Raw genomic sequence first — 16,035 nt, forward strand, 5'->3', positions numbered from 1 at the left:
GGAGGGGCCACCGACCCCCGGTGGCCCCTCCTCTCCCCTCCTGATGCCGCCCCGGTCCGTCACTACCGGGGCAGCACCACGACATACGCGGCGGGATCGCGGTCCGCCGACGCCATCAGCGCCGTACGGACCACCGCCGCCTGCTGCTCCCTCGCGTCCCGGAGCTTTTTGGGGGTGATGTGGACGACCGTGATGCCGAGCCGCTCCAGGTGCTCGCGCTTGCGGGCGTACTCCGACCACAGCGCGTCCTCGTCCTGGCGGGGCGCGCGGGTGTCCAGCTCCACCGCCACCGCTTGCTCCGGCCAGTACGCGTCCAGGCCGCCGAGGTGCGGGCCGCCGGGCAGCCGCAGGTCCACGTTCCACACCGGGTCGGGGAGGCCGTACTCGCTCACCATCCGGTAGAGGCGGTCCTCCGCGATCGCGCGGCCCTCGGCCAGCAGCGAGTCCACCGCGTCCACGACGTGCGGGCGGCTCAGCAGCTTGGCGTTGTTCAACTCCCGTACCACGGCGGCCGGTTCGCAGTGGCCGCCGCGTACCGCCTCGGTGAGCAGCCGGCGTACCGCGTTCGCGTCCGACAGCTCGGCCACCGCGTCCGCGAGGGCACGCGGCACCGGGGCGACCGGGACCCCCTTCACCTGCTGCGGGGTGGGAAGCGCCGACGTGCGGGCGATACGGGCGCAGCCCGTCGAGCGGAGCCGCCGCATCCGGGGGACCAGGACGTCGATGTGGTCGAGGGCGGCGAGCGCCGGGGCCGAGGTGAAGCCGTGCAGGGCCAGCGCGGCCAGGCCCGTGACCATCGTCTCCGTGTACGTCGGGCGGTGCGGCTCCTCCGCGCCGGGCTGGACCGGGACCCCGGTCGCCCGCTCCCGTGCCGCGTACATCAGCACCGCGTGCAGCCGCTCCTCGCCGGTGGGCGGGCCGGAGTGCAGCAGGACGACGCCGGGGAGGAGCTGCTGCCAGGGGCCGTCGGGACGGCACTGCTCGTTCACCTCGGCGGCCGGGACGCCGTGCGCACGGAGCTGAGCCGTCGTCAGAACCCGGCGGTGCACCTCGGAGAGGTGGCTGAGGGGGCGGGGGGAGAGCGGGGTGTTGTGGTTCATGCAACGGGGTTTCCCGCGCCGGATCCGCTCCCTAACCGCTGTTACACGCCCGTCGACAAATCCGGACAAGGCGGTACTAAAGGACAGGCGTTCGGATGCCGAGTAGGCACCGAAAACCCCTGGTCCGGATGGGGTGGACCAGGGGTTACGGCTGCGATTACCTGTATTCAGTAACGGTCACGGAGAGGCCAATCGCAGGCCAACGATCAGCCCTGAGAGCCACCGGAACCCCGCCCCTCGTTGTCCGCCGCCTGCGCCCGCAACGCCCGCGCCAGATCGTCCCGCGCCTCCAGCACCAGCCGCCGCAGCGCCGGCGCCGCCCCCTCGTGGGACGTCAGCCACGCGTCCGTCGCGTCCGTCGTCGCCCGAGCGTCCTCGGCGGCCGGGTACGCCGGGAACAGCCCCCGCACCACGTCCACGCCGATCTGGATCGACCGCTCCGTCCACACCCGCTCGATCGCCGCGAAGTACTTCTCCGTGTACGGCGCCAGCAACTCCCGCTGCGACGGCTGCGCGAAGCCCGCGATCGTCGCCTCCACCAGCGCGTTGGACAGCGCGTCCGACTCGACGACCTGCGCCCACGCCTGCGCCTTGACGGCCGCCGACGGGCGGGCGGCGAGACAGCGGACCTGGTGGCGCTTGCCGGACGCGGTGTCGTCGCGGGCCAGCTCGGCGGCCACCGCGGACTCGTCCGCCGCCCCGTGCGCGACCAGCGGCTCCAGGAACGCCCAGCGCAGCTCCTGGTCGACCGCCAGCCCCTCGATCTTCTCGGTGCCGTCCAACAGGGCTTGCAGCAGCGCCAGTTCGTCCGGCGCCGACGCCACCGACGCGAAGAACCGCGCCCAGGCCAGCTGGTGTTCACTGCCCGGCTCGGCCCCCCGCAGATCCCGCAGCGCGATGTGCGCCAGGATCTCCGCGCCGGTCTTGCGCCACCACGGCGGCGAGTAGTTGACCAGCGCCGAGTTCGCCCACGCGTGCAGCATCTGCAGGACACCGATGTCGGTCTCCCGGCGCCCGAACTGCGCCACCAGGTCGATGAAGTCGGGCGCGAGCAGCAACGCGTCCCGGGTCATGTTCCACAGCGCCGACCAGCACAGCGCACGCGCCATCGGGTCGGTCAGCGCGCCGAGCCGCTCGCGCAGGGTCGCCAACGACACAGTGTCGAAACGGGTCTTGGCGTACGTGAGGTCCTCGTCGTTGACGAGCACCAGCTCCGGCGCGTCCGCACCGGCCAGCTCCACCACGACCGTCCGCGCACCGTCGACGTCCACCTCGGCCCGCTCGTACCGGACGAGACGCTTGCCCTCCATCCGGTAGAGGCCCACCACCACCCGGTGCGGGCGGAGTTCCGGGTGGGATGCGGCGGCCTCCTGAAGCACCGTCAGCTCGGCGATGCGCCCGCCCTCCACGTCCAACACCACTTGCGGAGTGAGGGAGTTGACCCCGGCCGTCTGCAGCCACGACCGCGCCCAGGACGCCATGTCCCGGCCGCTCGTCTCCTCCAGGACCGACAACAGGTCACCGAGGCGCGTGTTGCCGTACGCGTTCCGCTTGAAGTAGCGGCGCGCGCCCTCCAGGAACGCGTCCTGGCCGACGTAGGCCACCAACTGCTTCAGTACGGACGCCCCCTTGGCGTACGTGATGCCGTCGAAGTTGAGCTTCGCGTCCTGGAGGTCGCGGATGTCGGCGGTGACGGGGTGCGTGGACGGGAGCTGGTCCGCGCGGTAGGCCCACGCCTTGCGGCGGTTGGCGAAGGTGATCCAGCCGTCGGTGAAACGGGTCGCGCCGACCAGCGCGAACGCGCCCATGAAGTCGGCGAAGGACTCCTTCAGCCACAGGTCGTCCCACCACTCCATGGTGACGAGGTCCCCGAACCACATGTGCGCCATCTCGTGCAGGATCGTGTTGGCCCGCCCCGAGTACGACGCCTGCGTCACCTTGCCGCGGAAGACGTACTCCTCGCGGAAGGTAACGAGCCCCGGGTTCTCCATCGCGCCGAGGTTGTACTCGGGCACGAACGCCTGGTCGTACTTGCCGAACGGGTACGGGTAGTCGAAGTGGTCGTGGAAGAAGTCCAGCCCCTGCTTCGTCACCAGGAACACGTCGTCGGAGTCGAAGTGCGGCGCCAGGCCCTTGCGGCACATCGCGCCGAGCGGGATCTCCAGCGTCGTACCGTCGTCGAAGGTGCGTGAGTAGGAGTCCGTGACGTAGTGGTACGGGCCCGCCACGAACGCCGTGATGTACGTCGAGATCGGCTTCGTCTCCGCGAACCTCCATACGCCGTCGGCCAGTTCGCCGACGCCGTTGCTCCACACCGTCCAGCCCTCGGGCGCCCGCACCTCGAAGCGGAACGGCGCCTTGAGGTCCGGCTGCTCGAAGTTGGCGAAGACGCGGCGCGAGTCGGCCGGTTCGTACTGCGTGTAGAGGTAGATCTCGCCGTCCTCGGGGTCGACGAAGCGGTGCATGCCCTCGCCGGTACGGGAGTACGCGCACCGCGCGTCGACGATCAGCTCGTTCTCGGCGGCCAGGTCCTCCAGCTGGATGCGGGAGCCGTCGAAGACCGCGCCAGGGTCCAGGTCCTTGCCGTTGAGCGACACGGCGGTCACACCCGGCGCGATCAGGTCCGCGAAGCTCGCCGCGCCCGGCTCGGCGCACCGGAACCGGATCGTGGTCACGGAACGGAAGGTCCGCGGCCCCGGCCCGGCATCGTCACCCACCGCCGAGCGCAGGTCGAGGGACACGTCGTACCCGTCGACGGACAGCAGGGCGGCCCGCTCCCGGGCCTCGTCGCGGGACAGATTCTCACCGGGCACGGAGCAGCTCCCTCGGATGACGGCGGTGGTGTTCGCTGTGTGGTCAGGCCCGATCCTGCCATGCGCCCCTGACGACGGGCACGCGGGAATGAGGTGGGGAAGGGCGGCGTTGCGATGAGGAAACGGCCGTATTCCGAGAAAACCGGAGAGTCATGTCCGAGACCGCGACCACGCCTGCCAAGACCCCCGTGGACTTCTGGTTCGACCCGCTGTGCCCCTGGGCCTGGATGACCTCGCGATGGGTGCTGGAAGTGGAGAAGGTCCGGGACATCGAGGTCCGCTGGCACATCATGAGCCTGGCCGTCCTCAACGAGCCCAAGCTCGACGAACTGCCCGAGGAGTACCGCGAGCTGCTCGCCACCAAGGCGTGGAAGCCGATCCGCGTGGTCACCGCCGCCTGGCAGAAGCACGGCGCGGACATCCTCGGCCCGTTCTACACCGCGCTCGGCACCCGCATCCACAACAACGGCGAGGGCCCGACCGTCGAGGCCATCGCCGGCGCGCTCGCGGACGTCGGCCTGCCCGCCGACCTCATCGACTACGCCGACCAGGAGGACTTCGAGTTCGACGCCGAGCTGCGCGCCTCCCACAAGGAGGGCATCGACAAGGTCGGCCAGGACGTCGGCACCCCCGTCATCGCCGTCCCCGGCCCCGACGGCGAGCAGATCGCCTTCTTCGGCCCGGTCGTCACCCCCGCCCCCAAGGGCGAGGAGGCCGCGCGCCTGTGGGACGGCACCGTCGCGGTCGCCTCCGTCCCCGGCTTCTACGAGATCAAGCGCTCGCGCACCAAGGGCCCGGACTTCAGCAACCTCAGCTGAAGGAGGCCGGGAGGCTGAAGCCGGCCGACTGGTTGCTGTACGGCTGGACCCACAGGCACTGCCCGAGCGCGGTCTTTCCCTGGCACCGCCAGAAGCCGTGGGCACCCTTCTTGCCGCGCAGTTCCTTCTCGATGTGCTGCTCCTCCTTCGCGTTGACCCTGCGGAACGGATGCAGCTTCCCCTGGGGGCAGTTGGGGCAGTGAATATCGGTCACTCGGGCCTCCCGGTCCCATGAAAAGGGGTGGAACCGGAAGCGTAGGTGCGTCGCTTTCGTGGCGTAAGCCCGGAATCGGTCATGCCGTCGGCGGGGCCTCCTCCCGGAACTTCTCGGGGAGGAGGCCGCCGTCGCCCCTGCTGTACCAGCGCTGGTACCACAGGCAGCCCGCGGCGGTGCAGCGCCAGTAGTCGTGCACGTAGTGCCGGTCACCCTTCTCCGCCCGGACGGCGGTCTTCTCGGCGTCGTCGAGCGGCCGGAAGTCCTGCCAGCCGTCGCAGGTGGGACACGCCTTACGTCTCATTTCCGCTCTCCTCCTCGTCGGTCACGCCCGTTCCCGTGCCGCCGCCAGCCGCGCGAGATGCTCCGCGAACCCCTCGGTGTAGTACGCGGCCCGCCCCGCGTCCGGCTCGACGACCTCCGTCGGCCGCGTCCAGGCCGCCGTGTCGAGGCCGACCCCGTACCGTTCGGCCGCCGCCAGCACCGCGCCCCGCGCCCCCACCTCGCCCTCGACCACCCGCAACGGCCGCCCCAGGACATCGGCGAGGAGCCGCATCCACGCGGGGCTGCGCGTCCCCCCGCCGCACACGGCCAGCGACCCCGTCAGACCCGCCGCCTCCAGACAGTGCCGGGCCGCGTACCCGATGCCCTCGCAGGTCGCCCGGATCAGGTCGGCGGGCGTCGACTCCAGGGAAACACCGGTGAGTTCGGCGCGCAGACGCGGCTCGACGAAGGGCGCGCGCTCGCCGGACGGCGCGAAGTACGGCAGCACCCGCACCCCGTGCGCACCCGCCGGGGTCGCCGCGAGCAGCGCGTCCACCTCCTCGTGCCGGACGCCCGTCGTCGACAACACCCAGTCCAGGGCCGCCGTACCGACCATCGCCGGCATCGCGCGCAGCCAGTGCCCCGGCCGGTCGAGGGAGATGTACAGGCCGGCCGGTTCGCCGCTCAGGTCCAGATCGGTGGTCGCGACCAGACTGGCGAGACACGTCCCGACGATGAGCAGCCCGTCCCCCGGCTCCGTCACACCCGCGCCGAGCGCGCACGCGGGCAGGTCGTACGGCCCGTTCGCGATCCGCGTCCCCGCCGGCAGCCCCTCCCCGCGCGCCTCCGCCGTCGCGACCGGATCGCTGACCGGCACCAGCAGCCCCCGGTGCCGGGTCAGACCGAGGAGTTCCACGACACCGTTGTCGTACGACCGCGTCCTGGGGTCGAGGAACGGCATCGACGCGTCCGAGACATCGGTGGTCGCCGGCGCCCCCGTCAGCCGCTGGAACACCATGTCCTTGCAGTACAGGGCGGTCGCCGCCGCGTCCAGCGAGGTGGGCTCGTGCGCCGCCAGCCACGCCAGCAGCGGGCCCGGACACCCCGGGAACATCGCACTGCCCGTCCGCCGGAACACCGTCTCGAACGTCCCGTCCGCCAGCCACTGCCCGAGCAGTTCGTACGCCCGCCCGTCCATCCAGGATGCCGCCGCCCGCACCGGCCGCCCCTCCGCGTCCACCAGCCACACCCCGTCACCCTGCCCGGTGAGCCCGACGAACTCGACCGACCCGGCCGTGCCCGACGTGAGTTCGTCCAGTTCGTTCAGTTCGTCCAGTACGGCGACCACCGCGCCGTACACCTCGTCCATGTCCTGCTCGACGAACCCACCACGCATCGACAGCCCCACCGGCCTTGCCGCTACGGCGAGTTGACGCCCGGCGCCGTCGAAGGCGGCGGCCTTCACCGTGGATGTGCCGACATCGATTCCGATGTACATGGGGCCTCCTGGGGGTGGTTTCAGTGGGGGAGGGTGAGGTGCGGGGCGGCCGACGCGTGGGGGCAGCCGGACTCGGTGGGCCCTCACCCGAGTTCGTGGGACAGACGCTCACCTCGTGCCCAGCGGCCCACCTCCGCCGCCGATATCCGTGCCGCCTTCTCGGCGACGGCGCGGGAGGCGCCGCCGAGATGCGGGGTGAGGACGACCCGGTCGGCGAAGCCGAACAGCCGCGCCCCGGCCGGCAACGGTTCGCTCGCGTATGTGTCGAGGGCCGCCGCCGACACCTGCCCGCTCTCCAACGCGTCGCACAACGCGTCCTCGTCCAGCAACGGACCCCGCGCCACGTTCACCACCACCGCGCCGGGCCGCAGCAGCGCCAGTTCGCGGGCGCCGATCAGGCCGCGTGTCCCGGGGGTCAACCGGGCGTGCAGGGTGATGACTTGGGAACGCCGGAGGAGTTCATCCAGCGCCCCGACGCGCAGTCCGTGGATCTCGCCGTGCACATAAGGGTCGTACACCATCACGCGTGCCCCGAACGCGCACAGCACCCGGGCGACCCGGCTGCCGACCGCGCCGTACCCGACGAGCCCGACCGGCAGGTCCTCCAGCTCCAACCCGCTCCGCTCGTACGTGTAGTAGGCGGCCCCGGACTCCCAACTCCCCTGCCTCGCAAGGAGTTCGTGCGCCTGCGGGATACGGCGGAGCGCGGCCAGCATCATCCCGACGGTGAACTCGGCGGTCGCGGCGGCGTTGCGGCCGGGCGCGAAGCACACCCGTACGTCGTGGGTCTTCGCCGCGTCGAGGTTGACGTTGACGGGCCCGCCCCGGCACACGACGACCAGCCGGAGGCCGGGGCAGGCCTTCAGCACACGCTCGGTGACCGGCCCCATCTGGGTGACCAGCACCTGGGCGCCGCCGCTCCGCAGGGCGTCGATCACCTCGTCCTCGGCGTCGCTCGCCTCCTCGACCTCGGCGACGGGCCCAAAGGGTTCCAAGGGCCAGCCGAGGGTCAACTCGGTGGTGGTGAACGGGTGTTCGCGCAGTTCCTCGGCGATCGCGGACGTGATCAGCGACGGCAGGACGAAATGGTCACCGGCGGCGACGACACGCAGGGTCTCGGTCATCGTGGGGCTCCCTCCCTCTTTGCCACGATGAACGGGGAATGCCGAACGCGAAACCCCTGTGGGAGGTCCGGATGATGTTCGAGGGTGACGACGGGGCGTGGCTGGGCATCGACCTGGGTACGCAGAGCGTCCGCGCGCTGCTGGTCACGGCCGACGGCACGCCCCTCGGTACCGGCACCGCCCCGCTGACCAACCACCGGGACGGCGTACGGCACGAACAGGACCCGGGGGAGTGGTGGGAGGCGGTGTGCACCGCGTCCCGCTCCGCAGTGAGAGGACAACACCTCTCGCGGCTACGGCTCGGCGGGCTCGCGGTCTGCGGCACCTCCGGGACCGTACTCCTGACGGACACTCAAGGACGCCCGCTCACACCGGGGTTGATGTACGACGACGGGCGCGCGGTGGCGGAAGCGGCGCGGGTGGGGATGCAGACGAGCTGGGCGCTGCCGAAGGCGATGTGGCTGCTGGAGGAGTACGGGCGGGGGCAGGGGAAAGGGCAAGGGCAGGGGAAAGGGCAAGGGCAGGGGCAGGTGGCGCGGGTGACGCACCAGCCCGACGTCATCACCGCCCGGCTGACGGGCGGGCCGGTCCCGACCGACTCCAGCCACGCCCTCAAGACGGGCTACGACACGGAGCGCGAGGTCTGGCCACCTCGACTGGCCTATTTGGGCGAGGTGTTGCCGGAGGTGGTGCGGCCCGGGAGCCGGCTCGGGGAAGTCTGCCGGGCCGCCGCCGAAGCGACCGGCATCCCCGCCGGTACTCCGGTCATCGCGGGCATGACGGACGGCTGCGCGGCGCAGATCGCGTCCGGCGCGCTGCGCTACGGCGCCTGGAACTCGGTGCTCGGCACCACGCTGGTCCTCAAGGGGGCGTCCGCGAGGCCCGTCCGGGACGACACCGGCGTGGTCTACAACCACCGTGCACCGGACGGGAGTTGGCTGCCGGGCGGGGCGTCGAGCGTAGGCGCGGGCGCACTGCCGGCCGGGTCCGACCCGGCGACGATGGACGGGAGGGCAGCCGGGTACGAGCCGTCCGGAGCCCTGACCTACCCCCTCACCTCACCCGGCGAACGCTTCCCCTTCCTGGCCCCGGACGCCACCGCCTTCACCCTCGGCACCCCGGCTTCCGAGGCGGACCGCTGGGCGGCGGTACTTCAAGGCGTCGCCTTCACCGAACGCCTCTGCCTCGACTACCTCCACCACCTCGGCGCCGGGATCGACGGCCCGCTCACCTTCACGGGCGGCGCGGCCCGCAGCGCGTACTGGAACCAGCTCCGCGCCGACATCCTCGGCCGCCCGGCCCGGGTACCGGAACAGATCGAACCGGCCCTGGGAATGGCGGTGTTGGCGGCGCACGCCGGGCTGGGCACGAGCCTGGCGGACACGGCCGACCGGATGGTCCGCATCCGCACCGTCCTCGCACCCCGCGCGTCCCACACGGCCCGCTTCACCGAGCCGTACGCTCGCCTGGTGGACGAACTGGAGACCAGAGGCTGGCTGCCTACCCCGGTCGCGAACCACACCCGCACCCGCCTGAACCAGAAAGCCTCCGACTCATGAGCACCACCCTCCTCCTGGCCCGCCACGGCCAGACCGTCTGGCACACCGAGAACCGCTACGCCGGCATCAGCGACGTCCCCCTCACGGACACGGGTGTCGCGCAGGCGGAGTCCCTCGGCCGCTGGGCGGCCACCCACCCGGTCGACGCGATCTGGACCTCCCCGCTGTCCCGAGCCGTCCTCACGGCGGCCCCCGCGGCCCGCGCCCTGAACCTCACCCCCCACACCGAACCCGCCCTGCGCGAATGCGACTTCGGGGTGGTGGAGGGCCGTACCCTCGCGGAGTTCGCAGCGGAGAACCCGGCGGCGGAGGAGGCATTCCGCGCCGATCCGGTGGCCCACGCCTTCCCCGGCGCCGAGGACCCGACGGCAGCGGCGACGCGCGGCACGACCGCCCTGCACCGCATCGCCGCCGCCCACCCCGGCCAACGCGTGCTGGTCGTCGCGCACAACACGCTGCTGCGGCTGGTGCTGTGCCGGTCGCTGTCGATTCCGCTGGGCGAGTACCGGCGGGTGTTTCCCCGCCTGCGGAACGGGGCGGTGAGTGAACTCCGGGTGCAGGGAGGGACGGTCGCCCTGCTGTCGCTCAACGTGCCGCGCGGAGAGGAGAATTGAGGAAGACCCCCGCGAGTCACGTCCTCGCGGGGGTCTTCCTCTTTATCCGCCCGCCCGCGTGAAAGGTGAGAAGACGATCACGAGGCAGGACGTTTCCTGTGCCGTATGTCCTGTGCCTTATGCGGGCAGGATCGGCTGCCGGGACTTCGCCGCCTCGTAACGTCGCGCCACGTCCTGCCAGTTGACGACCGCCCACATGGCGTCGATGAAGTCGACCTTCTGGTTCTTGTACTGGAGGTAGAAGGCGTGCTCCCAGGCGTCGAAGACGAGGAGGGGGGTGGAGCCCTGGCCGACGTTGCCCTGGTGGTCGTAGATCTGCTCGACGATCAGCCGGCCGCTGAGCGGCTCGTGGGCGAGGACGCCCCAGCCCGAACCCTGTGTCGTCGCGGCGGCCTTGGTGAGCTGGGCCTTGAAGCCGGCGAAGGAGCCGAAGGATTCGGTGAGGGCGTCCGCGAGGCCGCCGAGGCCGTCGGCGGCGAGCGGTTCGCCGCCGCCGTCGCCGGTCATGTTGTGCCAGTAGATGCTGTGCAGGATGTGGCCGGAGAGGTGGAAGGCGAGGCTTTTCTCCAGGCCGTTGACCGAGCCCCACTGCTCCTTGTCGCGTGCCTCCGCCAGCTGCTCCAGTGTGTCGTTCGCACCCTTCACGTACGCCGCGTGGTGCTTGTCGTGGTGCAGTTCGATGATCTCGGGGCTGATCACGGGGGCGAGCGCGGAGTAGTCGTAGGGCAGGTCGGGCAGCGTGTAGACGGGCATGGCGGATCGATCCCCTTCGAGCCTCTTATTGCACATAGCTTGCAACTACAATCTAGCAGCGAAAAGGTGCTGTGTGGCTACTCCGCCACCGACGTGTAGTGCGACGCGTCGCCCTCGATCGAGTAGCTCTCCTTGCCCTCGGTGCCGACCGGGATGTCGCCGGCGACGGTGACGCGGTGGAGGCGGCGGGGCTGGTCGTCGTAGTTGTCGATGGCGTAGTGCTGGGTGATGCGGTTGTCGAACAGGACGAGCTGGTTCGGGGACCAGCGGTGGCGCAGGACGTTCTCGGGGCGGGTGACGTACGCCTGGAGGATGTCGAGGATCTTGCGGGACTCGCCGGTCGACAGGCCTGCGATCCGCTGCGCGAACCCGCCGATGAACAGGCCGCGTTCACCGGTCAGCGGGTGGACGCGGACGACCGGGTGGACCGTACGGAACGTGATGGACGTGAACTGCGCGCGCTGGGCAGCCTTTTCGTCGTCGATCTCCTCCTCCGGTACGGCGTAGTCGTAGTCGTTGGTGTGCTCCGCCCACAGGGTGTCCGCCAGGGCGCGCAGCGGTTCGGGCAGGTCGCGGTAGGCGGCGGCCGAACTGGCGATCAGGGTCTCGCCGCCGTACGGCGGGACCGTGATGCTGCGCAGGGTGCTGGCCTGGGGCGGGTTGAGGACGAAGGTCACGTCGGTGTGCCAGTGGTTGGCCCGGCCGCGCTCACTGTCGACGGGCAGCACGTTCGGGGCGCCGTCGACGGCGGGCACGGTGGGGTGGGCGGTGGTGACGTCCCCGAAGTGCCGGGCGAAGGCCTCCTGGCCCTCGTCGTCGAGGTGTACGTCGTCGAAGACCAGTGCCTTGTGGACGTTGAGGGCTTCGCGGACCGCCGCGACCTGCTCGGCGTCGAGCGGCTTGTCGATGTCGACGCCGGAGACGCGCGCGCCGATGTTCGCGGTGACCTTCTGGATCTCGATGGACATGGTGAAGTCCTTTCAGACGAGGGCGGGTTGGGCGTACTGGTTGGCGGGGCGGGGGAGGCCGTAGCGCTCCCGGAGGGTCGTGCGCGGGCCGTACTCCGTGCGGAGCAGGCCGCGGGCGCGGAGGAGCGGGACGACGTGCTCGACGAAGGCGTCGAGGCCGGACGGAAGCACCGCGGGCATGATGTTGAAGCCGTCGGCGGCGCCCTGGGTGAACCAGGTCCCGATCGCGTCGGCGACCTGCTCCGGCGTACCGGCGAAGGTGAGATGCCCGCGTCCGCCACCGAGCCGGCCGATCAGCTGCCGTACGGTCAGCCGGTCGCGGCGGGCGAGTTCGACGACGAGTGTGTAGCGGCTCTTGGCGCCCTCGATGGCGTCCTCGGGCGGCAGGCCGGAGGGGAGCGGGGCGTCCAACTCCAGGGTGCCGGGCTCCAGTTGCAGCAGCCGTTCCAGATGGTCCACGCCGTGCGTGTACACGATGTGGTCCTCAAGGAGCCGCTCGTTCGCCCGCGCCTCGGCCTCCGTCGAACCGAGCACCGGGACGATGCCGGGCAGCACCTTGATGTGCCCGGGATCCCGACCGGCCGCCGCCGTACGGGACTTGAGGTCCGCGTAGAACGCCTGCGCGTCGGCGAGGGTCTGCTGCGCGGTGAACACCGCCTCCGCGTAGCGCGCCGCGAAGGCCTTGCCGTCTTCGCTCGACCCCGCTTGCACGAGGAGTGGGTAACCCTGCGGTGAGCGGGGGACGTTGAGGGCTCCCTCGACACTGAAGTACGTCCCCCGGTGACGCGGCGGGTGGATCTTCGCGTCGTCGCCCCACACCCCGGCCGCCTTGTCGGCGACGATCGCGTCGTCCTCCCAGCTGTCCCAGAGCTTCAGCGCCACATCGAGGAACTCGGCGGCACGCGCGTACCGGTCCGCGTGCGCCGGCTCGTGCTCCAGCCCGAAGTTGCGGGCCGCCTCGGCACCGGCGGTGGTGACGATGTTCCAGCCCGCCCGGCCACCGCTGATGATGTCGAGCGAGGCGAACTTGCGGGCCAGGTTGTAGGGCGAGTTGTAGGACGTGGACGCCGTCGCGATGAGGCCTATGTGCTCGGTGGCCGTCGCCAGTGCGGTGAGCAGGGTGAGCGGTTCCAGGGCGCCGGCCGGGCGTTGGGCGAGGTTGCTCCACAACTGCGGTCCGTCGGCGAGGAAGAGGGAGTCGAAGGTGCCGCGTTCGGCGACGCGGGCGAGATGTGTGTAGTGGTCCAGCTCGACGTGGGCGTAGGGGTTGCTCTCCGGGAGGCGCCAAGAGGCTTCGTGGTGACCGGTGTTCATGAGGAAGGCGTTGAGGTGGAGTTGGCGGGGCATGCCAGGTCCTTACGTGAGAGATCCGGTGCGTGAATCAGCCCTTCGGGCGGCTTCTCGGCGCGGGCAGTGAAATCAGCTCGTCCGGCGTCTTTTCAACGCGGGCAGCAAAATCAGCTCCTCCGGCGACTTTTCGGCGCGGGCAGTGAAATCAGCCCCTCCGGCGACCTTTCGACGCGGGCCGCCAATATCCAGCCCGTCCGGCGTTTGAGGACGAGGCCCCTTCAGGGCCGATGGGGGTCTGGGGGCGCAGCCCCCAGGAGACGGCACGAGCAGCTGACGCTCACCGGGAATCCGACGCTCACCGCGAGTCCGACGTCACACCGAGCGCAGCCAGCAACCGCTCCCGGTACTCCGCCCGCGGCACCCCGGGGTCGATCGCCAGGTCAAGCCCGATCCGCCCCTCCTCCAGCACAAGCACCCGATCCGCGAGGACAACCGCCTCGTCAACGTCATGGGTGACCAGCAACACCGAGGGACGGTGCCGCTCCCACAACTCGCGGAGCAGCACGTGCATCCGGATCCGCGTCAACGCGTCCAACGCCCCGAACGGCTCATCGGCCAGCAGCAGTTCAGGCTCACGCACCAGCGACCGGGCAAGCGCCGCCCGCTGCGCCTCACCACCGGAGAGCTCATGGGGCCACGCACGCTCACGACCGGCGAGACCCACCTCGGCAAGAGCCTCACGCCCCCTCGCCGCGGCCTCCTTCCCGTCCGTCCCCAGCAGCACGTTGTCGAGGACCCGGCGCCACGGCAGCAGCCGGGAGTCCTGGAACACCACCGACACCCTTTCCGGAGCGTCCAGTCGACCGCTCCCGGCGACCTCGTGGTCGAGCCCCGCGATGGCCCGCAGCAGCGTGCTCTTGCCGGACCCGCTGTGCCCGAGCAGGGCGGTGAACTGTCCGGCGGGCAGGTCGAGATCGATGTGGTCGAGGACCGTACGACCGTCGAACGACCGGGTGAGACCCCGGAGTTGGACGGTGGGCGGCGCGGTGGTCAGCTGCTGAGTGTGCGGCGCCATGACAGCACCCTCCGTTCGACGAGACGGACCGCGCTGTCGGAGACCAGGCCGAACACGCCGTAGATCAGCAGGCCGACCAGGATGACGTCGGACTGGCCGTAGTTCTGGGCCTGGAACATCATGTAGCCGAGGCCGCTGGTGGCGTTGATCTGCTCCAGGACCACCAGGCTCAGCCAGGAGCCGGTCACCCCGAGGCGCAGGCCGACGAAGAAGCCGGGCAGGGCGCCGGGGATGACGATCTGCCGGACGAACTGGAGCCTCGACAGGCCCTGGACCTCGGCGAGTTCGACATAGCGGTGGTCGATGCCGGACAGCGCGGAGTGCAGGTTGAGGTAGATCGGGATGTAGACGACGATCGCGATGATGGCGACCTTGAAGGTCTCGCCGATGCCCAGCCAGAGGATGAACAGCGGGATGAGACCGAGGGTCGGGATGGCCCGGTTGAGCTGCACGGTCCCGTCGATCAGCGCCTCGCCGATCCGGCTGAGCCCGGCGGCCAGCGCGAGGACGACACCGGCGGTGAGGCCGAGGGCGAAGCCGTATGCGGCGCGTTCCAGGGAGGTCAGGATGTCCGTGGGTAGCGTGCCGGCCGTCCACAGCCGGCCGGCGGTCCTCACCACCGTCCAGGGTGCCGGGATCGCCGCCGGGTCCAACCGCCCTGCGGCGGAGGCGACGGCCCACAGCGCGAGGAAGAGGACGGGACCGACGATCCGGGAGGCGGGCAGACGTTTGCCGGGGGCGAGGCCGCGGCGCCGCCCGCGCCGTACCGAAGTCTTCTCCTCAACGGCGGTCACCGGCACGGTGGTTGTGGTGGTCGCCCGGGACGTGGAGGAGGTCGTCACGGCCGTCACTTCCGGTACTCCGCCGGTACGGACTTCGCCGCGATGGACTCGAAGCGCCGGTCGAAGAGCGAGTCCACCTTGAACTCCTTCACGAAGCCGCCCTCGGCCAGCAGATCGGCGGTCTCCTGCTCCCACTTCACGGCCTCGTCCCAATTCGGCGGGAACAAGGGCTTGTTGGCGAGAGCGGTGACCGACTGGGCCTGCGCGAGGGTCAGGTTCTGCGTCTTGACGTAGAACTCCTCGTTCCAGGTGTCAGGGTTCTCGTACTGCCAGACCTGGCCCCGCGCCCACTGCGGGATGTACGCGGCGATCGCGGCGGCCTTCGAGGAGTCGGCCAGCACGGCGGACGGCGCCCACAACAGGCTCAGCAGGTCCACGACATCGGTGGTGATCGCGCGGGCGCCCTTCGCCTCGTACTGCTTGAGGTACGCCGGTGCCTGGCTGTTGGCGAGCGGGGCGATGTCGACCTGACCGGACTGTAGAGCGGTGAGGAACTGGTTGCTGGTCAGCGGGACCAGCGTCACCTCGTCGTACTTCAGCCCGGCCGCCTTCAACGCCCGCAGCAGGACGACGCCTTGGGCCTGCCCCTGCGAGAACGCCAGCTTCCTGCCCTTGAAGTCGGCGACCGTGTGGATGTCGCTGCCGGGCTTGGTGGCGAAGAGGTAGTTGGGCTTGCGGGTGATGTCGATCGCGACGATCTTCGCGTCGAAGCCCTGGTAGTGCGCCTGGATCGGCGGGATCCCCGCGTTGTTGGCGAGGTCCAGGGATTTGGCGCGGAACGCGTTGATGACATCGGGACCGGCGCCGATGTTCACCCAACTCGACACGGTGAACGGCAACTTGGGCAGCTTCGCCAGCTTGAACTGCAACTGCTGGGTGTTCAGATACGAGGAGATCTTCAGACTCGTACCGGACGGCACCTTCTCGGCGAGCGGGGCCGACAGACCGGCCCCGGACTTGGCGGCCGCGGCACTGCTCGTGGCGCAGCCGCTGAGGCCGGCGATGCCCGCGGCGGCACCGAGCACGGAGGTGAGGAAGAGCCGGCGGTCGACGCCGGGCGCACGGGAACTGGGCATGGGAGGGCTCCCTGATTCAACGGATGA

At 70.7% G+C, this 16,035-nt stretch carries 15 protein-coding genes; 3 read left to right on the forward strand and 12 right to left on the reverse strand.

What is annotated here, in order from left to right; translation table 11 throughout:
- Positions 1 to 62: 62 nt before the first annotated feature.
- Together ACIQBL_RS14965 and pepN are read right to left on the reverse strand one after the other, a co-directional pair.
- Complete coding sequence (locus tag ACIQBL_RS14965) at positions 63 to 1,100, reverse strand: hypothetical protein (RefSeq protein WP_401941230.1); 1,038 nt, start codon at positions 1,098 to 1,100, stop codon at positions 63 to 65.
- A gap of 206 nt (positions 1,101 to 1,306) precedes the next feature.
- Complete coding sequence (gene pepN / locus ACIQBL_RS14970) at positions 1,307 to 3,913, reverse strand: aminopeptidase N (RefSeq protein WP_401941232.1); 2,607 nt, start codon at positions 3,911 to 3,913, stop codon at positions 1,307 to 1,309.
- 152 nt (positions 3,914 to 4,065) lie between these two features.
- On the opposite strand from pepN, the gene ACIQBL_RS14975 reads away from it, so the two are divergent.
- Complete coding sequence (locus ACIQBL_RS14975) at positions 4,066 to 4,731, forward strand: DsbA family protein (protein WP_401941234.1); 666 nt, start codon at positions 4,066 to 4,068, stop codon at positions 4,729 to 4,731.
- On the opposite strand, the gene ACIQBL_RS14980 is transcribed toward ACIQBL_RS14975, so the two are convergent.
- The 4 genes from ACIQBL_RS14980 to ACIQBL_RS14995 all read right to left on the reverse strand — a co-directional run bounded on the left by ACIQBL_RS14980 (position 4,724) and on the right by ACIQBL_RS14995 (position 7,831).
- Positions 4,724 to 4,945, reverse strand: a complete 222-nt coding sequence (locus ACIQBL_RS14980; RefSeq protein ID WP_401941237.1) for a hypothetical protein — start codon at positions 4,943 to 4,945, stop codon at positions 4,724 to 4,726. The genes ACIQBL_RS14975 and ACIQBL_RS14980 overlap by 8 nt on opposite strands.
- A gap of 79 nt (positions 4,946 to 5,024) precedes the next feature.
- Positions 5,025 to 5,249 (reverse strand): hypothetical protein, encoded by a 225-nt coding sequence (locus ACIQBL_RS14985; protein WP_401941239.1) that lies wholly within the window; start codon positions 5,247 to 5,249, stop codon positions 5,025 to 5,027.
- Positions 5,250 to 5,270: 21 nt separating this feature from the next.
- Positions 5,271 to 6,707, reverse strand: coding sequence for an FGGY family carbohydrate kinase (locus tag ACIQBL_RS14990; RefSeq protein WP_401941242.1), 1,437 nt, complete (start codon positions 6,705 to 6,707; stop codon positions 5,271 to 5,273).
- Between the two features lie 83 nt (positions 6,708 to 6,790).
- Complete coding sequence (locus ACIQBL_RS14995) at positions 6,791 to 7,831, reverse strand: 2-hydroxyacid dehydrogenase (RefSeq protein WP_401941245.1); 1,041 nt, start codon at positions 7,829 to 7,831, stop codon at positions 6,791 to 6,793.
- Positions 7,832 to 7,902: 71 nt separating this feature from the next.
- Between ACIQBL_RS14995 and ACIQBL_RS15000 the strand changes: the two genes are divergently transcribed.
- Together ACIQBL_RS15000 and ACIQBL_RS15005 are read left to right on the forward strand one after the other, a co-directional pair.
- Positions 7,903 to 9,390, forward strand: a complete 1,488-nt coding sequence (locus ACIQBL_RS15000) for an FGGY-family carbohydrate kinase (protein WP_401942507.1) — start codon at positions 7,903 to 7,905, stop codon at positions 9,388 to 9,390.
- Positions 9,387 to 10,004 (forward strand): histidine phosphatase family protein, encoded by a 618-nt coding sequence (locus ACIQBL_RS15005; protein ID WP_401941247.1) that lies wholly within the window; start codon positions 9,387 to 9,389, stop codon positions 10,002 to 10,004. Before ACIQBL_RS15000 ends, ACIQBL_RS15005 begins: the two co-directional genes overlap by 4 nt.
- Positions 10,005 to 10,121: 117 nt before the next feature.
- On the opposite strand, the gene ACIQBL_RS15010 is transcribed toward ACIQBL_RS15005, so the two are convergent.
- The 6 genes from ACIQBL_RS15010 to ACIQBL_RS15035 all read right to left on the reverse strand — a co-directional run bounded on the left by ACIQBL_RS15010 (position 10,122) and on the right by ACIQBL_RS15035 (position 16,008).
- Positions 10,122 to 10,757 (reverse strand): superoxide dismutase, encoded by a 636-nt coding sequence (locus tag ACIQBL_RS15010; protein ID WP_401941249.1) that lies wholly within the window; start codon positions 10,755 to 10,757, stop codon positions 10,122 to 10,124.
- 77 nt (positions 10,758 to 10,834) lie between these two features.
- Positions 10,835 to 11,725 (reverse strand): TauD/TfdA dioxygenase family protein, encoded by an 891-nt coding sequence (locus ACIQBL_RS15015; RefSeq protein ID WP_401941252.1) that lies wholly within the window; start codon positions 11,723 to 11,725, stop codon positions 10,835 to 10,837.
- A 12-nt stretch (positions 11,726 to 11,737) separates the two neighbouring features.
- Entirely contained in the window at positions 11,738 to 13,072 is a 1,335-nt protein-coding gene (locus tag ACIQBL_RS15020; protein ID WP_401941255.1) for an LLM class flavin-dependent oxidoreductase, read from the reverse strand.
- Between the two features lie 298 nt (positions 13,073 to 13,370).
- Positions 13,371 to 14,090 carry an ABC transporter ATP-binding protein gene (locus ACIQBL_RS15025; RefSeq protein ID WP_401941258.1) on the reverse strand — a complete coding sequence of 240 codons (720 nt, stop codon included), beginning with the start codon at positions 14,088 to 14,090 and terminating at the stop codon, positions 13,371 to 13,373.
- Positions 14,066 to 14,941, reverse strand: coding sequence for an ABC transporter permease (locus ACIQBL_RS15030; protein ID WP_401941261.1), 876 nt, complete (start codon positions 14,939 to 14,941; stop codon positions 14,066 to 14,068). Before ACIQBL_RS15030 ends, ACIQBL_RS15025 begins: the two co-directional genes overlap by 25 nt.
- Positions 14,938 to 16,008 carry an ABC transporter substrate-binding protein gene (locus tag ACIQBL_RS15035; RefSeq protein ID WP_401941264.1) on the reverse strand — a complete coding sequence of 357 codons (1,071 nt, stop codon included), beginning with the start codon at positions 16,006 to 16,008 and terminating at the stop codon, positions 14,938 to 14,940. The genes ACIQBL_RS15030 and ACIQBL_RS15035 overlap by 4 nt, the downstream gene beginning before the upstream one ends.
- Positions 16,009 to 16,035 lie beyond the last annotated feature (27 nt).

This window comes from Streptomyces sp. NPDC088350 (assembly GCF_044753545.1).
In the GTDB taxonomy this organism is placed as follows: Bacteria; Actinomycetota; Actinomycetes; order Streptomycetales; family Streptomycetaceae; genus Streptomyces.

What these genes read in the sequence shown, in the direction of transcription:
- ACIQBL_RS15025 (WP_401941258.1), bottom strand. Translation starts at nt 14,090, where the DNA reads ATGGCGCCGCACACTCAGCAGCTGACCACCGCGCCGCCCACCGTCCAA.
- ACIQBL_RS14975 (WP_401941234.1), top strand. Translation starts at nt 4,066, where the DNA reads ATGTCCGAGACCGCGACCACGCCTGCCAAGACCCCCGTGGACTTCTGG.
- ACIQBL_RS14965 (WP_401941230.1), bottom strand. Translation starts at nt 1,100, where the DNA reads ATGAACCACAACACCCCGCTCTCCCCCCGCCCCCTCAGCCACCTCTCC.
- ACIQBL_RS14985 (WP_401941239.1), bottom strand. Translation starts at nt 5,249, where the DNA reads ATGAGACGTAAGGCGTGTCCCACCTGCGACGGCTGGCAGGACTTCCGG.
- ACIQBL_RS15005 (WP_401941247.1), top strand. Translation starts at nt 9,387, where the DNA reads ATGAGCACCACCCTCCTCCTGGCCCGCCACGGCCAGACCGTCTGGCAC.
- ACIQBL_RS15015 (WP_401941252.1), bottom strand. Translation starts at nt 11,725, where the DNA reads ATGTCCATCGAGATCCAGAAGGTCACCGCGAACATCGGCGCGCGCGTC.
- ACIQBL_RS15000 (WP_401942507.1), top strand. Translation starts at nt 7,903, where the DNA reads ATGATGTTCGAGGGTGACGACGGGGCGTGGCTGGGCATCGACCTGGGT.
- ACIQBL_RS15010 (WP_401941249.1), bottom strand. Translation starts at nt 10,757, where the DNA reads ATGCCCGTCTACACGCTGCCCGACCTGCCCTACGACTACTCCGCGCTC.
- ACIQBL_RS14995 (WP_401941245.1), bottom strand. Translation starts at nt 7,831, where the DNA reads ATGACCGAGACCCTGCGTGTCGTCGCCGCCGGTGACCATTTCGTCCTG.
- ACIQBL_RS15020 (WP_401941255.1), bottom strand. Translation starts at nt 13,072, where the DNA reads ATGCCCCGCCAACTCCACCTCAACGCCTTCCTCATGAACACCGGTCAC.
- ACIQBL_RS15035 (WP_401941264.1), bottom strand. Translation starts at nt 16,008, where the DNA reads ATGCCCAGTTCCCGTGCGCCCGGCGTCGACCGCCGGCTCTTCCTCACC.
- ACIQBL_RS14990 (WP_401941242.1), bottom strand. Translation starts at nt 6,707, where the DNA reads ATGTACATCGGAATCGATGTCGGCACATCCACGGTGAAGGCCGCCGCC.